This is a genomic window from Terribacillus saccharophilus, from assembly GCF_046592895.1.
Lineage (GTDB): Bacteria > Bacillota > Bacilli > Bacillales > Amphibacillaceae > Terribacillus > Terribacillus saccharophilus_D.
In genome coordinates, this window is sequence record NZ_JAWVPU010000002.1 from 774,312 (window position 1) to 796,897 (window position 22,586).

The 22,586-nt window shown below is 46.7% G+C and carries 20 protein-coding genes; all 20 read right to left on the reverse strand.

Annotation, left to right across the window (positions count from 1 at the left end; all coding sequences use genetic code 11):
• Positions 1-36: 36 nt before the first annotated feature.
• A complete protein-coding gene (locus SFC66_RS09685; RefSeq protein ID WP_411218479.1) occupies positions 37-990 on the reverse strand; it encodes a polysaccharide deacetylase family protein in 954 nt (317 codons plus the stop codon).
• Between the two features lie 113 nt (positions 991-1,103).
• Positions 1,104-3,230, reverse strand: coding sequence for a polyribonucleotide nucleotidyltransferase (locus tag SFC66_RS09690; RefSeq protein WP_411218480.1), 2,127 nt, complete (start codon positions 3,228-3,230; stop codon positions 1,104-1,106).
• A 134-nt stretch (positions 3,231-3,364) separates the two neighbouring features.
• A complete protein-coding gene (gene rpsO / locus SFC66_RS09695) occupies positions 3,365-3,634 on the reverse strand; it encodes a 30S ribosomal protein S15 (RefSeq protein ID WP_411218481.1) in 270 nt (89 codons plus the stop codon).
• A gap of 135 nt (positions 3,635-3,769) precedes the next feature.
• Complete coding sequence (locus tag SFC66_RS09700; protein WP_411218482.1) at positions 3,770-4,708, reverse strand: bifunctional riboflavin kinase/FAD synthetase; 939 nt, start codon at positions 4,706-4,708, stop codon at positions 3,770-3,772.
• Positions 4,695-5,615, reverse strand: a complete 921-nt coding sequence (truB, locus tag SFC66_RS09705; protein WP_411218483.1) for a tRNA pseudouridine(55) synthase TruB — start codon at positions 5,613-5,615, stop codon at positions 4,695-4,697. Before truB ends, SFC66_RS09700 begins: the two co-directional genes overlap by 14 nt.
• A gap of 75 nt (positions 5,616-5,690) precedes the next feature.
• Positions 5,691-6,041 (reverse strand): 30S ribosome-binding factor RbfA, encoded by a 351-nt coding sequence (gene rbfA / locus SFC66_RS09710; protein WP_411218484.1) that lies wholly within the window; start codon positions 6,039-6,041, stop codon positions 5,691-5,693.
• Between the two features lie 29 nt (positions 6,042-6,070).
• Complete coding sequence (locus SFC66_RS09715) at positions 6,071-6,349, reverse strand: DUF503 domain-containing protein (protein WP_411218485.1); 279 nt, start codon at positions 6,347-6,349, stop codon at positions 6,071-6,073.
• Positions 6,346-8,508 carry a translation initiation factor IF-2 gene (gene infB / locus SFC66_RS09720; protein WP_411218486.1) on the reverse strand — a complete coding sequence of 721 codons (2,163 nt, stop codon included), beginning with the start codon at positions 8,506-8,508 and terminating at the stop codon, positions 6,346-6,348. The genes SFC66_RS09715 and infB overlap by 4 nt, the downstream gene beginning before the upstream one ends.
• Positions 8,509-8,512: 4 nt before the next feature.
• A complete protein-coding gene (locus SFC66_RS09725; protein WP_411218487.1) occupies positions 8,513-8,830 on the reverse strand; it encodes a L7Ae/L30e/S12e/Gadd45 family ribosomal protein in 318 nt (105 codons plus the stop codon).
• On the reverse strand, positions 8,827-9,099 hold the full coding sequence (gene rnpM, locus SFC66_RS09730) for an RNase P modulator RnpM (protein WP_411218488.1): 273 nt from the start codon (positions 9,097-9,099) through the stop codon (positions 8,827-8,829). Before rnpM ends, SFC66_RS09725 begins: the two co-directional genes overlap by 4 nt.
• 15 nt (positions 9,100-9,114) lie before the next feature.
• Positions 9,115-10,224: a transcription termination factor NusA gene (nusA, locus tag SFC66_RS09735; protein WP_411218489.1), complete on the reverse strand. Its 1,110-nt coding sequence runs from the start codon at positions 10,222-10,224 to the stop codon at positions 9,115-9,117.
• Between the two features lie 14 nt (positions 10,225-10,238).
• Positions 10,239-10,712: a ribosome maturation factor RimP gene (gene rimP, locus SFC66_RS09740; RefSeq protein WP_411218490.1), complete on the reverse strand. Its 474-nt coding sequence runs from the start codon at positions 10,710-10,712 to the stop codon at positions 10,239-10,241.
• 279 nt (positions 10,713-10,991) lie between these two features.
• Entirely contained in the window at positions 10,992-15,284 is a 4,293-nt protein-coding gene (locus tag SFC66_RS09745; RefSeq protein ID WP_411218491.1) for a PolC-type DNA polymerase III, read from the reverse strand.
• 77 nt (positions 15,285-15,361) lie between these two features.
• Positions 15,362-17,059, reverse strand: coding sequence for a proline--tRNA ligase (locus tag SFC66_RS09750; protein WP_411218492.1), 1,698 nt, complete (start codon positions 17,057-17,059; stop codon positions 15,362-15,364).
• Positions 17,060-17,074: 15 nt separating this feature from the next.
• Positions 17,075-18,331, reverse strand: coding sequence for an RIP metalloprotease RseP (gene rseP, locus SFC66_RS09755; protein WP_411218493.1), 1,257 nt, complete (start codon positions 18,329-18,331; stop codon positions 17,075-17,077).
• A gap of 15 nt (positions 18,332-18,346) precedes the next feature.
• Positions 18,347-19,492 (reverse strand): 1-deoxy-D-xylulose-5-phosphate reductoisomerase, encoded by a 1,146-nt coding sequence (locus SFC66_RS09760; protein ID WP_411218494.1) that lies wholly within the window; start codon positions 19,490-19,492, stop codon positions 18,347-18,349.
• A gap of 25 nt (positions 19,493-19,517) precedes the next feature.
• The gene (locus SFC66_RS09765) at positions 19,518-20,342 is read right to left on the reverse strand and encodes a phosphatidate cytidylyltransferase (protein WP_411218495.1); all 825 of its coding nucleotides are present in this window, start codon (positions 20,340-20,342) and stop codon (positions 19,518-19,520) included.
• 15 nt (positions 20,343-20,357) lie between these two features.
• On the reverse strand, positions 20,358-21,122 hold the full coding sequence (gene uppS / locus SFC66_RS09770) for an undecaprenyl pyrophosphate synthase (RefSeq protein ID WP_411218496.1): 765 nt from the start codon (positions 21,120-21,122) through the stop codon (positions 20,358-20,360).
• Positions 21,123-21,267: 145 nt separating this feature from the next.
• Complete coding sequence (gene frr, locus SFC66_RS09775; RefSeq protein ID WP_411218497.1) at positions 21,268-21,825, reverse strand: ribosome recycling factor; 558 nt, start codon at positions 21,823-21,825, stop codon at positions 21,268-21,270.
• On the reverse strand, positions 21,825-22,550 hold the full coding sequence (pyrH, locus tag SFC66_RS09780; RefSeq protein ID WP_411218498.1) for a UMP kinase: 726 nt from the start codon (positions 22,548-22,550) through the stop codon (positions 21,825-21,827). The genes frr and pyrH overlap by 1 nt, the downstream gene beginning before the upstream one ends.
• Positions 22,551-22,586 lie beyond the last annotated feature (36 nt).

Sequence of the window (22,586 nt, forward strand, 5' to 3'; positions counted from 1 at the left end):
AATCCTCCCAGTCAACAGTACCTATAATTTCAACCATTATCTTCCTTCATTCAATATCGTATCCAAAGTCGACACACTGTACCCTTTGTCTTCTATCGCTTTCAGCATTTCTTCCAGTCCCGCCTCCACTACAGGAGTGGGGTGCATCAGGATGAATGCCCCGGGATGCAGTTTTTCGGTCACGCGTTTCATCATAACAGGAACTGTCGGCTTTTGCCAATCAATGGTATCGACAGACCAGAGGATGGTCTCCATTCCTTGGTCACTGGCAGCCTGGATCACACCATCATTGAAGCTTCCGCTTGGCGGAGCAAAATAAATTGGTTTATCGCCCGTTATGGCATGAATGATTTCGTTCGTCTGGCTGATCTGTTCAGCCGAATCCACCTTATTCATCCGTTTCATATCGGGATGGTTATAAGCATGGTTACCAATCACATGTCCTTCTTCTTTGATCATTTCGACAAGCTGATTATTTTCTTTTGCCCATTTTCCTTCGATGAAGAAATTAGCTTTTACGTTTGCATCCTTCAATGTTTGCAGGATTGCCGGTATATGCTCTTCGCCCCATGAGACATTGATCAAAAGCGCGATTTGCTCCTGGTCTTCCCTTGCACGGTATATTGGAGACGGCTGCAGTTCATCAAGTGTAATTTCCGGCTCCACTTCTTCGACTACCAGCAGCTCGCGGTCGAACGTCCCAACTTTCTTCATTTTCTCCAAAGACGCCTCTACATTTACCTTGATGCCAGCTTTACCAGGAATCTTCTTCCATATCTTATCGATGCGCGCATTTTCTGCCGGCTGCTCGACTTCCTTACGTACTGCTTCTATTTCCTGCCGCAGTTCTTCTTCGTCTGCTCGTACCGCTATATCAGAAAAAACTGGGTGATGGTCGGCAGACGAGGCACGAAACGGTATATGGTCGCTGTCGATCAGCAGAAATATCAGTGTGACGAATACGACCAAGTGAATGATGATCCGATGCATTCCCATCCCTCCTCCACTCTAGCTTATGAGGGAGTGGGACAAGGAAGAACATGCACCGCATGATTATCTGTTAAAAAAAAGAAACTGGCTGACCAGTTTCTTTTTTTTGCTTATTATTCAGCAGATTCCTGCTCTTCTTTTTCTTTCTTGGCTTCGATCAGGAGCTGTTTGTGTGAAAGATTCACTCGTCCTTGACGATCGATCTCTTTGACTTTTACTTTCAGTTTATCGCCGATCTTGACCACATCTTCCACTTTACCTACACGTTCTTCAGCAAGTTCGGAAATATGCACCAAGCCATCTTTCCCTTTGAACAATTCAACGAACGCACCGAATTTCTCGATACGCTTCACAGTACCATCGTAAACTTCGCCAACTTGCACTTCGCGTACGATGTCTGAGATAATCTGTTTCGCTTGTTCATTCTTATCTGATTCAGTGGAAGAAATGAACACAGTACCATCTTGTTCGATATCGATTTTGACGCCGGTTTCTTCGATGATCTTGTTGATTTGTTTACCGCTCGGCCCGATGACATCGCGGATTTTATCCGGATTGATTGTCATCGTCAGGATCTTAGGAGCATAAGCGGAAAGCTCTTGTTTCGGTTCGCTGATTGTTGACATCATGTGTCCAAGGATTTCCAAGCGGCCTTTGCGCGCCTGTGTAAGTGCCTCTTCCAGGATCTCACGGCTTAAGCCTTCGATCTTGATATCCATTTGCAATGCTGTTACACCTTTTTCGGTACCGGCAACTTTGAAGTCCATATCGCCAAGTGCATCTTCCATACCTTGGATATCAGTAAGGATCGTATAATCGTCACCAGATGCTACAAGGCCCATTGCGATTCCGGCAACCGGTGCTTTGATCGGAACACCCGCGGCCATCATAGCCATTGTGCTCGCACAGATACTCGCTTGGGAAGTAGATCCGTTCGATTCAAGGATTTCGGACACAAGACGAATTGTATATGGGAAATCCTTCTCATCAGGGATGACTTTCTCCAAAGCACGTTCCCCAAGTGCACCGTGACCGATTTCGCGGCGGCCTGGGCCTCTGATCGGTCCAGTTTCCCCGACACTGAAATGCGGGAAGTTGTAGTGATGCATGAAACGCTTCGTTTCTTCTGTATCAAGACCATCAAGAATCTGCACATCGCCAAGTGCACCCAATGTACAAACACTAAGTGCCTGCGTCTGGCCGCGTGTGAACAATGCAGAGCCGTGTGTACGCGGAAGTACACCGATACGGGAAGACAATGGACGGATTTCATCCACTCCGCGTCCATCAGGACGGATCTTGTCCTTCGTGATGGCACGGCGGACTTCTTCTTTCACAAGCTTATCAAGGATACCCTTCACTTGCTTGATCGTGCTTTCGTCTGCTTCCTGGTCTTCGAAGAACGCTACCATCTCGTTCTTGACTTCACTGATAGCCGCTTCGCGTGCTTTTTTCTCATGCACTTCGATTGCTGCTTTCAGCTGATCGTAGCAACGGTTTTTGACATCCTCCGTCAATTCCTTGTCCAAATCGAATAGCTGCACTTCCATCTTTTCCTTACCGACAGCAGCAACGATTTCTTCTTGGAAAGCAACGAGACGTTTGATTTCTTCATGACCGAACATGATTGCTTCCAGCATGATATCCTCTGGCACTTCTTGTGCGCCTGCTTCCACCATGTTGATTGCATCCTTTGTTCCGGCTACGGACAAATCGATGTCACTTTTCTCTTGTTGTTCTTTCGTCGGGTTGATGACGAATTCACCATCGACACGGCCGACGACGACTCCCGCGATCGGACCATGGAAAGGGATATCCGAGATGCTGATTGCGATGGATGAACCGATCATTGCCGCGATTTCGGAAGAATAATCCTGATCCACACTCATGACCATGCTGATCACTTGTACGTCGTTACGGAATCCATCTGGGAATAAAGGACGAATCGGACGGTCGATAAGACGGGAAGCGAGTACTGCTTTCTCACTTGGACGTCCTTCGCGTTTGATGAAACCACCCGGTATTTTACCTACTGCATATAATCTTTCTTCATAATTCACTGTCAAAGGGAAGAACGGTAAGTCCTTCGGTTCCTTCGAACCTGTGACAGTGGAAAGTACGGAAGTATCGCCGTACTGGATGAGACAAGCGCCGTTCGCTTGCTTGGCAAGTTCTCCAATTTCGACAGTGAAAGTCTGTCCGGAAATTTCAGTGGAGAACACTTGTTTTTGATCTGCCATGAATAAAGCCCCTCTCATTTATCTTGCATGCCTTGCCTGTATTATGCACAAGTTTCGGCATCGGTTATCACACTATGTAAAATAGGTTTTCTCCTATAGAAAAAGCGGGAATAATTCCCGCTTCTCGGTCAATATTATCGGCGTAGGCCAAGTTTTTGAATAAGGTCACGATAACGAGTTACGTCTTTATCGCGAAGATAGTTCAACAAGTGACGGCGACGGCCAACCATTTTCAATAGGCCACGACGTGAATGGTGATCTTTTTTGTGTGTACGAAGGTGATCGTTAAGTGTCGTGATTTCCTCCGTCAAAACAGCGATCTGTACTTCTGGTGAACCAGTGTCAGTATCGTGTGTTTTGTATTCTGCGATTAGTTGATTCTTGCGTTCTTTAGAAATTGCCATTTGTAATTCCTCCTGAAAGTCTTTTAGTAACCCCATTCCCCGAGCAATCGCCGGAGCAGCAAATTGCCAAGCGAAGGTTTTCCATAGTCCAGATTACACCTTTTACAGACAAATTGCAAGTCCATTAGATAATATTTAGGCGAAATACGCGCTGATTTGGTGCTTATCGCGATCCAGCTGCGCAACAAGTGCTTCGATTCCGTTGAATTTGACCTCTTCCCGGATGAATTTGCGCCAAGATACGGTAACATCCTCTCCGTAAATCTGTTCATCGAAATCGAGGATATGCACCTCCAAGTTCGGTACGACTGCATCTTGCTGGAAGGTCGGCTTGAAACCTAGGTTCGCCATGCCGGCATACGTTTTGTCCTTCACCGATATCTCCACTGCATAGACCCCTACTTTAGGCAGGAAGTAATTCTCCCCGATTTTGATATTAGCAGTCGGGTAGCCGATTGTTCGTCCTCGCTGATCACCGGTGATGACTTCTCCTGTCAACGTCAGCGGATGGCCCAGCAGTTCGACAGCTTCCTCCATATCTCCGCTTGCCACAAGCTGCCTGATTTTCGTGGAACTGATTTTCTCTTGCGCATTTTCCACTTTCGCTACTGCTTCATATGAAAATGCGTGCTGATCGGCAGCTTCCTTCAGTGTATCTGCGTTTCCGGAACCTTTCTTTCCGTACGTGAAATCAAAACCAGATACAAGATGGCGAACGGCCAGGCCATCGATGAAGCGTTCGATGAAATTCCCCGGAGTGAGACTTGCAAGTTCTTTCGTGAAATCGATCAGATAAAGATAATCGATTCCCATATTCTCAAGTATTGCTTCCTTTTCATGAAGCGGAGTCAAATAATCTTCTCTTGTATCGGCTTTTCCCAGCACAACCGACGGATGCGGATGAAAAGTTATCACCGCACTTTTGAGCTGTTTTTCCTGCGCTGCATCAATGGCCCGCTTGATGACAGCCTGATGTCCCAGGTGGATGCCGTCGAAAAAGCCGATCGCTGCACTTACAGCAGGCATGTCATCCAGTTTCATCGCTTCTGAATAATGTAGTTTAATCGTTTGCATCTGTGCCCCCTGCTTTCCCTGATACGAATACTCGTTTTGGTTTCAACAATTGTGGATAAGATGGGTGCGTCTCATAAATACCGAGCAGCTGCTCTCCCTTTTGCACGCGATAAAGATCTGCTTCTGCTGGTCGCTTGAGACGTTGACCGTATCTCACTTTTAGTTCGATTTCTTCATTTGCCTCAATCAGCGGCATGAACTCGATTGCTTTTGTGATCGGCTGCAGCAATCGTTCCATGCTGCCGTCTTTCATTGCCTCTTCCATTTTAGCAAAAGTAACCGTATCCTGCGTGCGAAATGCTCCGGCTTGAATCCGCTCCAAATCGCTCATATGGGCCGGATAGCCGAGTGCCTTACCGATATCAACACATAACGTGCGAATATAGGTCCCTTTTGAACAACTGACCGTAAAGCGGAATACACTGCCGTATTCGTTTACGGAATCCTTGTCCAGAATGATGTCATGAATCGTCACAAAGCGTACTGGACGCTCCACCTGCTCTCCTTTACGGGCATATTCGTACAGTTTACGGCCATTTACTTTAACAGCGGAATACATCGGCGGTATTTGTTCGATTTCCCCTGTGAAAGCTTGCAGGACTTTTTCGATGGATTGCAGAGAAATGGCTTCTGTCACTTGTTTCTCTTCGATTACATCACCGCTTTTGTCTTCTGTCTCGGTTGCCGTTCCGAGTGTGATCTCAGCCACGTAGGTTTTGGATGTATCCGTCAAATACGGAACAATTTTCGTTGCTTGTCCGATGCAAAGTGGCAGTACACCTTCTACATCCGGGTCAAGCGTACCGGTGTGTCCGATTTTCTTCGTTTGCAGGATCTTGCGTGCTTTGAACACACAATCATGGGATGTCATCCCTTTTGGTTTCCATAATGCTAGAATCCCATTCAATGCCAGCACCCCTTTGTTCTATGTAAAAAAGAATCCCTTCTTCCCATGAAGGGCGAAGGGATTCTCCGTCATTTCTTATCTTTCGGAATCATTGAGTTCCTTCAGAAGATGCTCAATTCGATTGCCTTGTTCAACCGCTTCATCGAATTCAAATGCCAGCTCTGGTGTTTTGCGCAAACGGATGCGTTTGCCGATCTCAGAACGGATGAATCCTTTTGCTTTTGCCAAACCAAGAAGCGTATTATGCTTCTGTTTGTCTTCGCCAAGGACAGAAATATAAACTTTCGCCTGCTGCAGGTCTCCAGTCACTTCCACATCCGTCACTGTCACAAAGCCGATTCGCGGGTCTTTGATTTTTCTTGAAATGATATCGCCGAGCTCTTTTTTCATTTGCTCTGCAACACGATTTGCTCTTAATTCACTCATATTGTCACCTCATCGTCATTCGGAGGAATCTATAGCCACTGTTTCTCAGTGACCGTTCTCTCGATCTCCGGAAAAGAATCAATCAAGGCAAGCGCTTGATCCATCACCCGTTCAGCCCGGACACGGTCAGGGGATGTCGTCACCAGTTCAAAGCAAGTCCGCTGCCACAAATCATGGTAGTCAGCTTCACTGATACTGATATTATAAGACCCGCCGATCCGTGTGGTGATCCGTTTGACGACCGAACGCTTATCCTTGAGGGAATGCGCGTCATAGATGATACATTCTACAACGGCAGACAGAATCATTTTCTTTCGATTTCTTCCATGACATATGCTTCGAATGTGTCGCCCTCTTTGAGATCGTGGAAGTTCTTCAGCGTAATTCCACACTCATAGTTTGTGGCAACTTCACGAACATCATCCTTGAATCGTTTCAAGGAATCGATTTCGTCCTCGACAATCACGATACCGTCACGGATGACACGGATGCTGGCATCGCGTGTGATCTTGCCTTCTGTCACATAACTTCCGGCAATCGTACCGATACGGGATACCTTGATGATTTGACGGACTTCCGCTTGTCCGATGACTTTCTCTTCGTACTCAGGATCAAGCATGCCTTTCATCGCGGATTCGATTTCTTCGATCACTTTGTAAATGATGCGATGCTGTCGGATGTCTACATTCTCGGATTCGGCTGCTTTTTTCGCATTCGTGTCCGGACGGACGTTGAATCCGATGATGATCGCGTTTGAAGCAGATGCCAGGATGACATCGGATTCTGTGATAGCACCTACACCAGTGTGGATGATACGTACTTTCACGCCTTCAACTTCGATCTTCTCCAAAGATGCTGCCATCGCTTCAACGGAACCATGAACATCCGCTTTCACGATCAAGTTGATATCTTTCACTTCCCCTTGCTTGATCTGGTTAAACAGATCATCAAGGCTGACACGCGCTCCAGTGGAACGGTTTTCTTCGACTTGCTTCTGCTGTCTTGCTTCCCCTACTTGACGAGCTTTTTTCTCATCTTCGAATACCATGAACTGATCACCTGCATTCGGTACCACGTTCAAGCCAGTGATTTCCACTGGAGTGGAAGGAGGAGCTATTTTTACACGACGACCCAAATCATTGACCATCGCACGTACACGACCGTATGCATTACCGACAACGATGCTGTCACCGACATTAAGCGTACCATTTTGCACAAGCAAAGTTGCTACAGGACCGCGGCCTTTATCCAACTGTGCTTCGATTACGGTACCTTCAGCTGAACGGTTCGGGTTCGCTTTCAATTCTTCCACTTCTGTTACAAGCAGGATCATTTCAAGCAAATCGTCGATACCTTCACGTTTTTTCGCAGACAACTGAACGAAAATCGTATCGCCGCCCCAATCCTCAGGAATCAAGCTGTGCTCGGTAAGTTCCTGCATCACACGATCAGGATTGGCACCTTCCAAGTCGATTTTGTTCACAGCTACGATGATCGGCACTTCGGCAGCTTTCGCATGGTTGATCGCTTCGATTGTTTGCGGCATGACACCATCATCTGCTGCTACAACAAGGATAGCGATATCCGTCACCTGTGCACCACGGGAACGCATGCTTGTGAAGGCTGCGTGACCAGGTGTATCAAGGAATGTGATTTTCTTGCCGTTTTCTTCCACTTGATAAGCACCGATATGCTGCGTGATTCCGCCTGCTTCGCCTTCAGTGACCTTTGTGTCGCGGATTGAATCAAGCAATGTTGTTTTACCATGGTCAACGTGTCCCATGATTGTAACAACGGCAGGGCGTTCCTGCAGGTCTTCGGATTTATCTTCGATCTTGTAGTTGTCCAGATCCGTTACATCTACATCTACTTCTTCTTCCACTTCGACATCATATTCTGCACAAATCAGTTCGATTGCATCTTTGTCCAATTCCTGGTTTTTTGTAGCCATGACACCTTGAAGGAAGAGTTTCTTGATGAGTTCAGTGGACTCCCTGTGAAGCTTCGCCGCCAATTCACTGACAGTCAAAGATTCCTTGAAGGTAATTTTATCTGGAGTCGGCATTTCCGGACGTTTTTGCTGCGGAGCTTTGTTCCGGTTATTATTCCGGCCGCCGCGTCTGTTATTGTTCTGTCCGCCTTTGCCTGGCTTTCTATTGCCGCCGCGCTGTGCGTTGCGGTTTTGGTTCTGATTGCCGCCAGTTTTGCTTTTCGGCTTGTTGCTTTGGCTGTTGTTGTTGTTGTTGCTTGAGTTGGATGTGTTTGTTGAGTTCCCCGTTTTAATCGCTACTTTCTCGCTGCTCGCGCTTTTTCCTGTGAAGCTTTTGTCCAATCTGTCCTTTGCCGAATCATTGATCATGGACATATGATTGGATACTTCGATATTCATATCTTTCAATTTATTGATGATTTCCTTACTGGAAACATTTTTCTCTTTTGCGTATTCATAAACACGAATCTTTGACATACGTTCACCTCCGAGTGGATTCAGTGAGCAAAGATTTCAATTTGTCTGCAAAGCCTTTGTCCAAAATGGCAATTGCGACTCTGCCGGATTTACCAATCGCTTGTGATAATTGCTCCCGGTCCTCCTCTACCTGTAGAAAGGCGATGTTGTAGAAATCGGTCTTGTTGCGAAGTTTCTTCAAGGTTTGGGGACCGATATCACTGGCAGCTATAACCAGCTTTGCTTTTTGCCGCTGTACATCCCGGACAATCGCTTCTTCCCCGAAGGTGCATTGTCCGGCACGTACAGCAAGCCCTAACAAATTCAAATAATTTTTACTCATGATTGCTGACCTTTCGCTAAACGCTCAAGTTCTTCATAAATAGAATCATCGATCTGTGTACTCAAGTGGCGCGCCAGCGTAGCTTGTTTCTTCGCTTTCTCAATGATAGCTGTATCCTTGGAGATATACGCACCACGGCCGTTCTTCTTGCCGGTCTCATCCACAAAAACTTCGCCTTCTTTATTGCGGACGACCCGGATCAATTCTTGTTTTGGCTTCATTTCATTGGAAACCACACATTTTCGAAGCGGAACCTTCTTTTGTTTCATATACAGCGCCCCTTATCAATATGTGTCTTCGTCGTCGAAATCGTCGTCGTAGTCTGTAGCTTCAGCATCCTGTTTCGTCAAAATGCCAAGCTCAAGCGCTTCCGTCTCGGATTTGATATCGATTTTCCAGCCAGTCAATTTCGCAGCAAGACGCGCGTTCTGACCGCGTTTACCAATGGCAAGGCTAAGCTGGTAATCAGGTACGATGACCGTTGTCGCTTTTTCTTCCTCGTCAACCAATACGGAGATGACTTTGGAAGGGCTGAGCGCATTCGATACATATTCGACCGGATCCTCAGACCATTCAACGATATCGATTTTTTCACCTTTCAATTCGTTCACGATTGCTTGGACACGCTGACCGCGCTGCCCTACGCAGGATCCAACCGGGTCGACTTCTGCTTGGGATGCATAAACGGAAATCTTCGAACGATCTCCAGCTTCCCGTGCAACGGAACGAATCTCTACAGTACCATCATAAATTTCAGGGACTTCCATTTCAAATAATCGCTTCAAAAGACCTGGATGAGTCCGGGAAACAAAGATGCTTGGTCCTTTGTTCGTGTTCTCTACCTTCGTCACGTATACCTTCAAGCGGTCGTGGATTTCGTATTTCTCGGTAGACATCTGTTCGCTTTCCGGCAGCTTCGCTTCGATCTTGCCAAGATCTACATAAATGAATCTTGGGTCGTTGCGGGAAACGATACCAGTCATGACATCTTCTTCCCGATCAGCATACTCGCTGAAAATGACACCGCGCTCTGCTTCCCGCACACGCTGTGTGACAACTTGTTTCGCAGCCTGTGCTGCAATACGGCCGAAGTCCTTCGGCGTTACTTCGATTTCAACGACATCGCCGATATCATACGTACCAGAAACGGCACGAGCTTCATCAAGCGTCATTTGCTGCTGGCTGTCCTCGACTTCCTCGACAACATCTTTGCGGGCGAATACTTTCATGGACCCAGTTGTTTCATTCAAATCGACACGTACATTCGTCGCGGATTTGAAGTTCTTTTTATAAGCGGAGATCAAGGCTGCTTCCAGCGCTTCGATCAGGACATCCTTATTAATCCCTTTCTCTTTCTCCAAATAAGTAATGGCATCAAAAAGCTCGCTGCTCACTCGTATATCCCCCTTTAGTTAAACGTTACAGCCAGACGTGCCTTCGCGATTTTCTCATATGGAAGGGATACTTCCTTCTTCCTCGCTTTGACCATGACTTCCAATGTCATCACATCGTCTTCGAACGCCATCAATGTACCTTGGTACTCTTTTTCATTATCGATCGGCTCGTACAATCTGACATTGACTGTCTTACCGATACTGTTTGTAATTGCTTTTTTCGTTTTCAATGGTCTTTCCGCTCCCGGTGACGAAACTTCCAGGAAATAAGGGAAATCAACCGGATCATCTTCATCCAGAATTGCACTCAATTTCTCTGAAACGACGGCGCATTCTTCGATATCGATGCCTTCCGCTTTGTCTACATAAACGCGCAGGAACCAGTTCTTGCCTTCCTTGACGAATTCCACATCGACCAGTTCCAGCTGCAGCTCTTCCATGATTGGTTGTAGATGGCTTTCTGTAACTTCCGTTATATTGGCTGCCAAAATGCTTCCTCCTTTACTGCACGCTTCCAGGCGAGAGATACTTTAAATTCGGGTGGGTTGTGCCTCTCTCAATAGAAAACCCTTGCCCGAAATGGAAGCAAGGGAACAATGTTTATCATGTGCTTTTTGCTACAAAACAACGAAGAGGCGCTCCCCTTACAAACAAGATACAAAACCATGGGTATGAAAAAGAGTGGGTAATCCCACTCTTGATCTGGTTCGTATCAATACCGCTACTGGATAATATACCACAAGTTTCTTGTTTAGGCAAGAATCCTGTTAGAATAGCGAAAGCTGGTTCTGGTCTGCCATTCCTTCCAGACAGCCATGCTGATCCATATACTCCAATACCGTTTTACTGATCCTGCTTCGTTCACGCAAGTCCTCTTTTGAGAGGAATTCTCCATCTTCCCGCACTTTCACGATATTGAGTGCAGCATTGGTACCCAGTCCGTCAATTGCATTGAACGGCGGGATTAAGCTGTCACCATCGACAAGAAAGTCCGTCGCACTGGATTTGTACAAATCCACACGCTGGAAATGGAAGCCTCGCTCACACATCTCAAGCGAAAGTTCCAGCACGGTCACAAGGTTCTTCTCTTTTGGGGAAGCATCATGCCCCTTTTGGTTGATTTCATTGATACGCTCCCGAATTGCATCGGGTCCTTTGATCATCGTATCAAGCTCAAAATCACTTGCGCGCACACTGAAGTATGCTGCATAGAATAAAATCGGATGATGCACTTTGAAGTAAGCAATCCGCACAGCCATGAGAACATACGCAGCTGCGTGGGCTTTAGGGAACATGTACTTGATCTTCAGACAGGAGTCGATATACCAGTCCGGTACATTGTTCTTCTTCATATCCTCTATCCATTCATCCTGGAGCCCTTTCCCTTTACGGACGGACTCCATGATCTTGAACGCAAGTGATGAATCAAGACCCCTGTGCATCAGGTAAACCATGATATCATCACGGCAGCCGATTACTTCCGGCAGTGTGCAAATGCCGCTATTGATCAATTCCTGGGCATTGCCAAGCCATACATCCGTCCCGTGGGACAGACCGGAAATCTGGACAAGCTCGGCAAATGTCGATGGATTCGTATCCTCAAGCATCTGTCGGACAAACCGTGTCCCGAATTCCGGCACGCCAAGCGTACCCGTTTTACACATGATTTGTTCTGCTGTCACACCCAATGCATCAGGTCCGGAAAATATTTTCATCACTTCCGGATCATTCGTCGGGATCGTCTTCGGATCGATACCGGATAAATCCTGAAGCATGCGGATGACGGTCGGGTCATCGTGTCCGAGTATATCCAGTTTCAGCAAATTATCATGAATCGAGTGGAAGTCGAAGTGGGTCGTTTTCCATTCTGAATTGCGGTCATCCGCTGGGAACTGGATAGGTGTGAAGTCATATATATCTTGGTCATCCGGTACAACAATTATACCCCCTGGGTGCTGTCCGGTCGTCCTTTTCACACCGGTCGTCCCTTGTACAAGACGATCCACTTCCGCATTTCGGATATGCAGCTGATTATCACTGGCATAACCTTTTACATAGCCGTAAGCAGTTTTTTCAGCAACGGTTCCGATCGTTCCGGCACGATATACTTTATCCTCCCCGAACAGCACTTTCGTGTAGTTGTGGGCTTGCGGCTGATATGCACCGGAGAAGTTCAAATCGATATCGGGTACTTTATCCCCTTTGAATCCCAGGAATGTCTCGAACGGGATATCCTGTCCATCCCGTTTCATCGCTTCACCGCATGAAGGACATGCTTTTTCCGGTAAATCATAGCCGCTTGCCACGGAACCATCCGTGAAGAATTCGTTGTGTTTACACCCTGGGCACACATAATGCGGCGGCAGTGGATTCACCTCGGTGATATCGGTGAGCGTGGCGATCAAGGAAGAGCCTACCGAGCCCCGCGAACCAACCAAGTAACCGTCTTCCAGCGATTTTTTCACCAGCTTGTGCGAAATAAGGTAAATAACGGCGAAACCATGTCCAATGATACTTTTCAGTTCCTTTTCGATCCGTTTTTCAACGATCTCCGGCAGTTCATCGCCATAAATGCTTCGGGCGCGGTCATAGCTCATCTGACGCATTTCGTCCTCTGCACCATCGATATTAGGTGTATATAGGTCTTCTTTGACCGGTTTCACATCTTCTATCATGGCAGATACTTTCTGCGTATTATCAACGACTATTTCCTTGGCCTTATCGGCAGGCAGGAAATCGAAGCAGTCAAGCATCTCATTGGTCGTGCGGAAATGCACATCCGGCAACGTCTGTCTGCTCAGCGGATTACCATTCTGCGTTTTGATCAAAATATTGCGGTACTGCTTTTCATGTTCTTCTATATAATGCACGTTGCCTGTAGCAACCACCGGCTTGTCCAAATCTTCTCCAAGTTCTACCAAGTTACGCAGTATATCGAATAGATGTGCTTCATTTTGAACGAGCTCCTTCTCAATCAAATGATAGTAATTGGACGGAGGCTGCACTTCGATGACATCATAGAAAGCTGCTGCTTCCGCTGCATCTTCCTTGGATTTTTGCATCATCGCTTCAAATACTTCACCTTTATCACAGCCGGAGCTGATGATCAAGCCTTCCCGGTGCTGTTCCAGTTTGGAACGCGGAATCCGGGGAACACGGTAGAAGTAATCAACATGGGACATGCTGACAAGCTTATACATATTCTTCAAGCCGACTTCATTCTGGACATAAATGGTGCAGTGGTACGGACGTGACCTTTGGAACGCATTTCCTTGCCCCATGTAATCGTTGAGCTGATCATGGTTCATTATTTCTTTTTGGAATGCTTCTTTCAATAGTCGCCACAGTAAATAGCTGGTAGCTTCCGTATCGTAAATCGCGCGGTGATGCTGCGTGAGTTCGATATCCAGGAACTTACACAGCGTATTCAGCCGGTGATTCTTCAACTGCGGAAATAGGAATCTGGCAAGCTCCAATGTATCGATGACAGCATTCGACGCCTTCTCCAACCCGATTCGCTTAAAGCCTTGATTCAAAAAGCCCATATCAAAACTTGCATTATGGGCAACCAATACATCGTCCCCCATCCAAGCTTTGAAATCGTTGAGTACATCTTCGATTTCCGGCGCATCGACAAGCATATCATCTGTGATGCCGGTAAGGTCGATGATCGTCTGACTGAGCTTTTGATGCGGGTTGGCAAAGCGCTCAAATCGGTCGACGATTTCACCATCATGGAACTTCACAGCAGCAAGCTCGATGATTTTATCATAGGATGCTGACAATCCGGTCGTCTCGACGTCGAATACGATATAGGTCGCTTTTTCCAGATCGATGTCTTTGCTATTGTACGCAATTGGTACTCCGTCATCGACAAGATTGGCTTCCAGACCATAAATGACTTTGATATTGTTCTTTTTACCAGCCGCGAATGCCTCTGGGTAACTTTGCACAACGGCATGGTCCGTAATGGCGATGCTGTCATGTCCAAACCTCGCTGCGGTCTCGATCAAACGGGTGGCTGATGTGACAGCATCCATTTGACTCATAAGCGTGTGTGTATGCAGTTCGACACGCTTTTCCCCTTCTTTCGCTTTATCCTGACGGAATGTCATGCTGATTTCGTTGATATCATTGGCCATCATCGTCAGTTCATTGGTAAAGTTATCAGTCTGGATACTTCCGCGTGCTTTTATCCACATGCCCTTTTTGAGCTGCTTGAATTTACCGGCATCATCATTGCCTTTGGAGAACATCTTGATTTGGAAGCTGTCTGTGTAGTCGGTCACTTTTGCAATAAGCAAATGGCGCCCGGAGCGCAGCTCACGAATATCCACATCGAACACATATCCCTGAACAGCCATGCGTCGTTCTTCCTCTTGGATATCCTTCATCTGGGTGATTTCATCATTTATGGCATAACCGATCATGACAGGACCTTGAGGCGCTTCATCTTGTTTCTTCGCTCGTTCTTCGGAGTCCTTGATGGCTTTTTGAACCAATAAGCTGTCTTCCAAAGCTTTTTGCTCGCGGAATTTCGTCAATTCTTCCATATTCTGTTCCTTCACCGTGACAGTGAGCATATATAGACCTGCACCGATTTTCTGGCAGTATGTCTGAAATGCAGGTTCGAGCCGTTTTTTCAACGCGCTGGCTTCCGCTTCGTTCCTCGCAGTTAACATAATCTTATTACCGTTAACTATAGGCAGTTGTGTCTGGACTAAATCCTTATAAGCAGGTGACAGCTTCGGATATGTCAAGACAAAATCCTGCCAATAATCCTTGATATGTTCACCATCCACCGTATTCTTGACGCAACGGATCGACCAGTCGACTGCAGCGATGTGTGCAAATGCTTCTCTCAGCTTTGCAGTGAAAATCTTATATACATTTGGCGGCAGCAGATTTGCCAGTTGAAAATGAAAATGCCAGGACTTTTCTTTTGGATCGACTTCAAGTTTCTCCAACTGGCTTTCTTTGAAATGGGCATTGATGGTTTCTTCATCCAGCTGGATCTGCTCAAGGAGCATGTCCATTTTTTCACTTTGGCTTAAACTCATTGACTTCTCCTCCCCCGCTAGTGATACTGCGGTCTTACGAAAGCCCCTGTCAAAGGATTGACAAGGGCTCGATATCTTTATAGATAAGCAGCTAATTGATCCAGGAGATCATTCTCATGGGAAACCGCTTCTTGTTCAGTATCACGGAACTTCACTTCCACTTCTCCGTCAGCAGCACGTTTTCCTACTGTGACACGGACTGGAATGCCAATCAAATCGCTATCAGCGAATTTGACACCGGCACGTTCCTTTCTATCATCGTACAACACATCGACGCCTGCTTCAAGTAATCTTTCGTATAGACGATCGGCAAGTTCGCGCTGCTCATCTTTCTTTGGATTCAAGCTGATCAGATGCACCTGGAATGGACTGATGGATTTCGGCCATACAATCGCACCTTCCTTGCTATGCTGTTCTACAGCTGCTGCAAGTGTACGCGATACACCGATTCCATAACAACCCATGATCAGGTTTTGTGCTTTCCCTTGCTCATCAAGGAACTTGGCCTGCATCTTATCTGCATAAAATTCACCAAGTTTGAATACCTGACCGATTTCGATGCCTTCAGCAAACTGAATCGTCCCCTGACCATCAGGCGAACTATCCCCTGCTTGGATGAAACGTAAATCTGCGTATTGTTTCACTTGGAAATCACGCCCGGGATTCACATTTTTGTAATGGAAGCCATCTTCGTTGGCACCACATGTGACATTTGCCGTGTATTTGACTGCATTATCGGCAATGACATCCATTTCTTCCGGCACATTGATCGGACCAAGCGAGCCGAATCCTGCACCAAGCAGCTCTTTCACTTCAGCCTCGGCGGCCAGTTCGACAAGCTGTGCTTGGTAAAAATTCTTCACTTTAATGTCATTGATTTCGTGATCGCCGCGCGCGATGACCATCACAAGGCGTTCATCCACTTTGAACACTACTGCTTTCAGTCCTTCTTCCACTTTGTGACCAAGGAAATCCGCAACTTCTTGCATGGTCTTCACATTCGGTGTTTCCACCTTCTCCAGCGATAACGGCTCAGCATCCGTCTTTTGACCGTGATCAAGCACTTCCGCCATCTCGATATTCGCCGCGTAATCCGACACGTCACTGAAAGCAATCGTATCTTCCCCGACAGAAGCAAGTGCCATGAATTCATGCGTGTCTTTTCCTCCCATTGCGCCTGAGTCGGCTACAACAGCACGGAAATTCAATCCAACACGTTTAAAGATCCGATGATATGCATCGGACATCGTCTTGTAAGCTTCATCCAGACTCTCGTAATCAGCATGGAAACTATACGCATCTTTCATGATGAATTCTCGGCCGCGCAAAAGACCGAAGCGAGGACGCTGTTCATCTCGGTACTTGGTCTGGATCTGATAAACCGTCAACGGTAATTTCTTATAGCTGTTCAGCTCGTCACGCACCAGACTGGTCGTGACCTCTTCATGCGTAGGTCCGAGTGCGAATTCCCGGTTATTCCGGTCATGCAATCTCATCAATTCAGGGCCGTATACTTTCCAGCGCCCCGTCTCCTTCCATAGTTCAGCAGGCTGCAGTGCCGGCATGAGCATTTCGCTCGCACCCGTGCGATCCAGCTCTTCACGGATGATCGCTTCCACTTTGCGCAGCACTCTCGTACCGAGCGGCAAATAGCTGTAGATGCCAGAAGCAGTCTGGCGGATATATCCGCCTTTTACAAGCAGCTGGTGGCTGATTGCTTCTGCATCTGCAGGTACTTCCCTCAATGTTGGTATGAATGTTTTACTTTGTCGCATACTTCCACCTCTGCATCATAAAAATAACCGCTGTATATCATTCCAGGTTACCACGATCATCAGCAGCATGAGCAATGCAAATCCGATGAAGTGAACCACAGCTTCTTTTTGCGGCTCCACAGGCTTGCCTCGCAATGCCTCCACACCTATGAATAACAAACGTCCGCCGTCCAGCGCCGGAAGCGGCACTAGATTGACGATGCCTAAGTTCACACTCAGAAGTGCCGTCCACTGAATCAAATTGATCAATCCTGCTTTCACTACCTGGTCGGTCGCATCATAAATGCCGACTGGTCCAGATAACGCATCGATACTGAGCTGACCAGTGATAAGTTGTCCCAGATTGGTAAGGATCATCGTTCCAAATTCGTATGTCTGCTGGAAGCTGTAAGGAATTGCTCCCAGGAAACTTTTTTCCATTGCAAGCGTCACACCGATCTGACCTATTTTCTGGTCACCGCTTTCCACAAGGGCCGGCGTGATCGTCAGCTGCTGCTCCTGGCCATCCCTGACGATGGTGGCTTCCAATGCTTTATCCGGGTTTTCACGTACGATAGCCGTAAATTCTTCCCAAGTCTGAACCGATGTTCCATCGATTGCAGTAATCTCGTCCCCGGATTGGATACCCGCTTCCTGTGCCGCAGACCCATCTTGTACAGTACCTACTGCCGCGTTGTCAGCAGGTATCCCCTGGATGAGCGCAAGGATGAAAAACAGCACCAGTGCAAGCAGGAAGTTCATCATTGGACCTGCAAAAAGCTGCATGGCGCGCTGTCGCTTGTTCTTCGACGCAAATTGACGGTTGTACGGAGCGATTTGTGTTTCCGTCTCGTCCATGACATACATCGCTTTTTCATGTACAGGGAAAGACAGGCGCTCTTCCTCCCCTATCTCATAGCCATGAACCATCAGACTATGATCCAAATCGGCACTTTCGACTTCGATGACTCGTGCGTTCGGATGTTTGGATTTATTATTCACGATGATTTTCGTTACTTCTTGCTTTTCATTGAATTCCAGTCCGATATGGTGGCCTGGTTTCAATTCGACGATTTCCGGATCTTCACCGGCAACACGCACATATCCTCCGATAGGAAGGAGTCTGATTGTGTAAAGCGTCTCATTTTTGGTCCAGGTAAAAATCTTCGGTCCAAAACCGATGGCGAATTCACGTGCTAACATGCCAGCCCGCTTCGCAAAAATCAGATGTCCGAGTTCATGCACGAAAACGAGCAGCCCGAACACTAGGATAAACGCAATGATAGTTGTCACAATGGGCACCTGCCTTTACTGGTTATAGGACCTCACTTGACTCCGTGTGAGACGATCTGTTTCCAAGATTGTTTCCAAAGAAGGGAAAGATTCATAAACATGTGCATCAAGTGCCCGCGCTACATAATCCTCTATTGCCAGGAAATCTATTTTTCCTGCCAGAAACAGCGCTACTGCCTCCTCATTCGCGGCATTCAATACGGTTGTAGCAGTTCCGCCTGCCCTGCCCGCCTCATATGCCATTCGCAAACAAGGAAATCGTTCCATACTCATTTCTTCGAAGTGGAGTTTACCTATTTCCACTAAGTTTAACCTTTTTGAAACAGCTAAATCAAGTCTTTCAGGATAGGTGAGGGCGTACTGGATCGGCACGCGCATATCGGGAGTACCAAGCTGCGCGATGACACTGTGATCTTTGTACTCCACCATGCTATGGATGATACTCTCACGATGCTGGACGACTTCGATATCATCATAATCGATCCCAAAGAGCCAGTGTGCTTCGATGACTTCCAAGCCTTTATTCATCATTGTTGCTGAATCAATCGTGATTTTCTGTCCCATGCTCCAATTTGGATGCTTCAAGGCATCTGCTAGCGTCACGCTTTTAAGTTCTTCCCTTGTCTTATCACGGAAACTGCCGCCGGAGGCAGTGATGATCAGCTTGTTCACATCCTCTAGCTTCTCTCCATTCAGACATTGGAAAATTGCAGCATGTTCACTATCCACCGGAAGCAGATTGACGCCATGTTTCTTTGCTTCCGCCATCACGAGATGTCCGGCTGAAACGAGTGTTTCCTTATTTGCGAATGCCACCTGCTTTTTAGATCTGATGGCTTCTAAAGTCGCTTCCAGGCCGATGCTGCCAAGAACTGCATTCACGACGACATCTGTTTCACCGGCAGAACTGATTGCGACCATCCCTTTGGAACCGACCAATATTTCTAAGTGTGGAAGTGTCTGATGAAGTGCCTCTTTTGTCTGTTCATCTTGTACGACTACTACAGCCGGGTTGAATTCCTTGATTAGCGGCAGTGCCTTCTCGATATTGCGGCCAAAAGCCATGCTGTGCAGCTTGAATGCCTCCGGATGGTTTCGGATGACATCCAATGTCTGCAGGCCGATCGAACCCGTTGCACCTAATAATGCGATTGTTTTCATCGGACACGCTCCTCTTTATACTCTATTAAATGAATTGAATTAAATGCAGGATCGGGAAAACAAAAATCATACTATCGAAGCGATCCAATATTCCGCCATGTCCTGGCAGGATCTTACCCGAATCCTTTACAAGATAATGCCTTTTGAATGCTGATTCGACCATATCCCCAAGCTGACCGAAGAGAGCAATCAGGATACACACGCCGGCAACGATCCAGACAGATGCACTGACAGGTGAGATGATGTGGAATACAATTCCGGCAATACAGCCAAGAATGAGTCCGCCAACTCCCCCTTCGATTGTCTTATTGGGACTGATGGTCGGCCATAGCTTGTGTTTTCCGAAAGCTCTGCCGAAGAAGTATGCTCCCGAATCAGTAGCCCATATAACTACCAGTACGAAAATGAATTTGGATAAGCCGGTTACAGTGTGTCCTTCGATCGCTACACTCGGAGCATTCCTCGTGATGATGAAATAAAGGAAGCCAAAACCGATATACACTACCGTGATCAGCAGGAATCCGGCATCTTCGAATGTGAAGCGATTCTTCGCAAGCACTGTATAACTCAAAAGAAGAATGACGGAGAATAAAAGGAGGTCCGTCTTATTGATATGTATATCGAATATAGCATTGATCATGCCGAGTTCAGGGGACAAGAGCCCCCATAACAGCAAGACACTCACAATCGATGGTACTTTGTATTTTGCGATTTTGCGCATACGCAATAATTCGATGAATGCAATGGTCGCGATCAAATAAATGAACGCCTCGAACCATGCACCGCCGAGCAGTACAAAAATCATGAAGAATATGCCTGCGATAATCGCTGTAATCAATCGTTGCTTCATTGTTAACTATTCACCTCAAATACCGCCATAGCGCCGTTTTCTGTTTTGGAAGTCACTGATTGCCTGTTCAAACAATAGTTCATCGAAATCAGGCCATAGTACTTCTGTGAACCAGAGTTCCGAGTAAGCACTCTGCCAAAGCAGGAAATTGCTTAAGCGATGCTCACCGCTAGTACGGATGATTAAATCGGGATCTGCCAGTTTTTCTGTATACAAATAACGGGATATGATCTCTTCATCTATGTCGGCTGTTTGCAGCTTTTTATCGTTGACATCTTGTATCATATTTTGTACAGCGTGCACCAACTCATACCGCCCGCCATAATTCAACGCAAAGTTCAGGATCAATCCATCATTGTATTTTGTCTTCTCCATTGCTTCACTTATTGCTTCGCGTGTAAAAGACGGCAACCCGTCCAGGTCACCAATTGTCTGGACTTTGACATTCTCTTCGATAAGTTCAGGCAAATAAGTTGTCAGGAACTCCTTTGGCAGCTTCATCAGGAAATCCACTTCTGTCTGCGGACGTTTCCAATTTTCTTTGGAAAAGGCATACAGAGTTAGCACCTTCACATTGATGCGGTTGGCAGCTTTTACAATTCTCCGAACCGTCGTCATCCCTTCCTTATGGCCGGCAATCCGCGGAAGTCCGCGTTTTTTCGCCCAGCGTCCATTGCCATCCATGATAATGGCAACATGTTCAGGGATATTCGCAAGCTTCAGCGTCGATGGCTGTAATTCTATTCTTCTTTTCCTATTAAAAAAAGGAAGTTTAATCATTTTGAATCCTCCATTGGGCTTTTTTCTCTGATGACTAGCCAGCCATAGGCGCCCTGTGCAGTACTGCTTCTTTGCATCTCGCAAAAAGAGCAAAAACCCCCTTTTACAAGAGGGTCTTGTACTACTTATTTTACATGGTTAAGGGTCAAACTTCCATTATTTCTTTTTCTTTGTCCTTTGCAAGACCTTCCAGCTGGCTGATATGCTTATCCGTTTCCGTTTGCACATCATCCTGATAGCCTTTCAATTCGTCAGCTGTCAGTTCTTTGTTTTTCTCAGCTTTTTTCAATTGATCATTGCTGTCACGGCGAATATTGCGGATTTGCACTTTCGCTTCTTCCAAGTATTTGGATACAACTTTCACCAAATCTTTACGGCGTTCTTCTGTCAGAGCAGGGATGCTCAGACGGATGATATTACCATCACTGGAAGGGGAAAGCCCAAGGTCAGCCTTTTGGATCGCTTTTTCAATATCGGAAATCGCTGTTTTGTCGTAAGGTGTGATCACTAGCATGCGTGCTTCCGGAGCAGTTACGCTAGCAAGCTGATTAAGCGGTGTGGATGCACCATAGTAATCTGCATATACACTATCCAACAAAGAAGGATTCGCGCGTCCGGCACGAACAGTCGCCAATTGTCTGGAGAAAGCCTGTACTGCCTGCGTCATTTTGCTTTTTGCATCCGTAATGATTGCTGTTGACATTAATTATTCCCCCTGATGATTGTTCCGATTTCCTCACCGGAAACCGCTTTTTTGATATTACCTTTTTCACTGATCGAGAACACTAACAATGGAATATCGTTGTCCATGCATAGTGAGGAAGCTGTCGAATCCATGACTGCAAGCCCTTCGTTCAGGATATCCAAGTATGTCAGTTCATCATACTTCACTGCATCGGGAACAAGTTTAGGATCGGCGTTATACACACCATCCACATTGTTCTTCGCCATCAGGATGACTTCCGCTTCGATTTCAGCTGCTCGCAAAGCTGCAGTCGTATCCGTGGAGAAATATGGGTTGCCTGTTCCTGCTGCAAAGATGACGACACGATTTTTCTCCAGATGACGAATCGCTTTGCGGCGGATATAAGGCTCAGCCACTTGTCGCATCTCTATGGATGTCTGTACTCTTGTCGGGATGCCAAGGTTCTCCAGGCTGTCCTGTAATGCAAGTGAGTTCATGACTGTCGCAAGCATACCCATGTAATCGGCATTCGCACGATCCATACCCATCTCGCTGCCGACTTTACCGCGCCAGATGTTCCCGCCGCCGACAACAACCGCAACTTGCACGCCCATTTCAGCTACTTCTTTCACTTGTTCTGCAATAGAGCGAATCACCGCAGGTTCGATTCCGTAACCAACCTGTCCGCTCAATGCTTCTCCACTCAGTTTCAATACAATCCGTTTATAAGGTGCTGTAGTCATCTGTGCCTCCAAAGGTATGTATATTTTGTAAAAAAG

Excerpts from the sequence above, each read along its gene's own strand:
- SFC66_RS09685 (WP_411218479.1), bottom strand. The coding sequence starts at position 990 with ATGCATCGGATCATCATTCACTTGGTCGTATTCGTCACACTGATATTT.
- SFC66_RS09690 (WP_411218480.1), bottom strand. The coding sequence starts at position 3,230 with ATGGCAGATCAAAAACAAGTGTTCTCCACTGAAATTTCCGGACAGACT.
- rpsO (WP_411218481.1), bottom strand. The coding sequence starts at position 3,634 with ATGGCAATTTCTAAAGAACGCAAGAATCAACTAATCGCAGAATACAAA.
- SFC66_RS09700 (WP_411218482.1), bottom strand. The coding sequence starts at position 4,708 with ATGCAAACGATTAAACTACATTATTCAGAAGCGATGAAACTGGATGAC.
- rbfA (WP_411218484.1), bottom strand. The coding sequence starts at position 6,041 with ATGAGTGAATTAAGAGCAAATCGTGTTGCAGAGCAAATGAAAAAAGAG.
- SFC66_RS09715 (WP_411218485.1), bottom strand. The coding sequence starts at position 6,349 with ATGATTCTGTCTGCCGTTGTAGAATGTATCATCTATGACGCGCATTCC.
- infB (WP_411218486.1), bottom strand. The coding sequence starts at position 8,508 with ATGTCAAAGATTCGTGTTTATGAATACGCAAAAGAGAAAAATGTTTCC.
- SFC66_RS09725 (WP_411218487.1), bottom strand. The coding sequence starts at position 8,830 with ATGAGTAAAAATTATTTGAATTTGTTAGGGCTTGCTGTACGTGCCGGA.
- rnpM (WP_411218488.1), bottom strand. The coding sequence starts at position 9,099 with ATGAAACAAAAGAAGGTTCCGCTTCGAAAATGTGTGGTTTCCAATGAA.
- SFC66_RS09745 (WP_411218491.1), bottom strand. The coding sequence starts at position 15,284 with ATGAGTTTAAGCCAAAGTGAAAAAATGGACATGCTCCTTGAGCAGATC.
- SFC66_RS09750 (WP_411218492.1), bottom strand. The coding sequence starts at position 17,059 with ATGCGACAAAGTAAAACATTCATACCAACATTGAGGGAAGTACCTGCA.
- SFC66_RS09760 (WP_411218494.1), bottom strand. The coding sequence starts at position 19,492 with ATGAAAACAATCGCATTATTAGGTGCAACGGGTTCGATCGGCCTGCAG.
- SFC66_RS09765 (WP_411218495.1), bottom strand. The coding sequence starts at position 20,342 with ATGAAGCAACGATTGATTACAGCGATTATCGCAGGCATATTCTTCATG.
- uppS (WP_411218496.1), bottom strand. The coding sequence starts at position 21,122 with ATGATTAAACTTCCTTTTTTTAATAGGAAAAGAAGAATAGAATTACAG.
- frr (WP_411218497.1), bottom strand. The coding sequence starts at position 21,825 with ATGTCAACAGCAATCATTACGGATGCAAAAAGCAAAATGACGCAGGCA.
- pyrH (WP_411218498.1), bottom strand. The coding sequence starts at position 22,550 with ATGACTACAGCACCTTATAAACGGATTGTATTGAAACTGAGTGGAGAA.